Source organism: Protofrankia sp. CiP1_Cm_nod2, assembly GCF_920664355.1.
In the GTDB taxonomy this organism is placed as follows: domain Bacteria; phylum Actinomycetota; class Actinomycetes; order Frankiales; family Frankiaceae; genus Protofrankia.
On sequence record NZ_CAKKTL010000200.1, the window covers coordinates 6,788 to 8,367 of the forward strand.

The window sequence follows — 1,580 nt, forward strand, 5'->3', positions numbered from 1 at the left end:
CCGGCGCCAACGGTAAGATCATCAGCAGCAAGACTGGCAGGGCCGGCGCCGACGGCAGAGCTGGTACCGACGGCCGGGCTCGGCGTGCTGGCCGGGCCACCGGCCGCCGGGTTCGGCCACAGGGGACGGCAGGCGGCGACCGCCAGCAGCCACACCAGGTACTGGGGGCTGAGCACCCGGCTCGTCACCAGGACGACCAGGAGCAGCGCCAGCATCCGGTCCGCCGGATTCCCCGCCGGATTCGTGGCCGGATTCGTGGCCGCGCGTGACCGCCGGGGCGTCCACCACCACGCGGTGGCGGCGAGCATGGCCACGATCTCCACCACCGAACAGGCCGTCGCCACGGTGCGTGCCGCCGGGGAGCCGAACTGGAACGATCCCCAGTCGTAGACCGGGCCCGGGCCCAGGCCGACCATGTGCGCCAGGACGAACGGGGTCGCGGGGACGGCCTCGGTCTGCAGGCCGCGAGCTTCCTGCGCGCCGAGGAAAGCGAATGACTCCCGCCACCAGCCCGTCGCGAACAGCACCGCGGCCACCAGCGCCACCGCCGCCACCAGCCCGCCAGCCAGCCTGGCCAGGGCCGGCCACGACGCCGCGCCGCCGCTGGCACCCGCCACCAGAGGGCCCGGACACGCGTCGGAGCCCGGGGCCAGGGCCGGCAGCGGGGGCGGCTCCCCCGCACCCGGCGCCTGGCGCGCCTGGATCCGCGAGCGGGCCGGGCCCGCCCCCGCTGCCGGGCCATGCGCTGCCACCACGCCGCCGAGCACGGGCAGGAGCAGCGCCGGCCACACCTTGACCAGGACGCCGAGGCCGACCGCGACGCCCACCAGTCCCCACCGCCGGTCGGCGACACCGACCAGCGCGGCCACCACCAGGGCGGCCGGTAACAGGTCGAAACGGGCCAGCGCGACCGGTCCGAGCGCGCAGATCCCCAGCAGCCAGAAGCGGGCCGCGGACGCCGAGCGCCGGGCCAGCATGCCGGTGACCGCCGCGTCCACCATAATGATCATTAGGAAGAAACCGACCTCATAGGGCAGCCTGGCGGCCGCCTCCAGCACGGACGGGACGGCGAGCGCGATCGCCGCGGCCGGCGGGTACTGCCAGCGGTCGTCGTCAACGGGCAGCCCCGCGCCGTGCACCAGGCCGTAGCCCCAGTGGCCGTAGAGCCGGACGTCGCCGAGCACCCCGTGCTGCGCGCCGAGCGTCCTGCCCGCGACAGCGAGGACGATCAGGACCACCCGGGAGACCAGCCAGAAGACCCAGATCCGGCGGGCCGGCCAGGGCCTGAACCATGGCCGTGTCCGCCGCCGGGCCTGGCCCGCCCACCGGGACAGGCGCGCCCACCGGGACAGGCGCGCCGGCGGCACGGGCCGGCCGGGATACCCGGGTGGTGGGAGCCGTCGGGGCACGGACAGGCGGCGGCCGGGCCGCTGTGGCGCCGGCCCGGCGGCACCGATGTCAGCCGTCCGCACGTTCCATGACGGTATCCGCCGCCGGGGTGCCGGGTTCCGCCTGCCCGGCTGGCCCGGGGCTGTTCCGGTCCGGGCCACGCCGGTCCGGGCGGTTCCCGCGGCCGGCCT

The 1,580-nt window shown here is 76.8% G+C and carries 1 protein-coding gene; it reads right to left on the reverse strand.

All coding sequences use genetic code 11. The annotated features are described in order from the left end of the window. Nucleotides 1–1,472, reverse strand: a 1,472-nt coding sequence (locus NBW84_RS24515; RefSeq protein ID WP_445548766.1) for a glycosyltransferase 87 family protein, incomplete at its 3' end; no start/stop codon positions are given. Between the last annotated feature and the right edge of the window lie 108 nt (nt 1,473–1,580).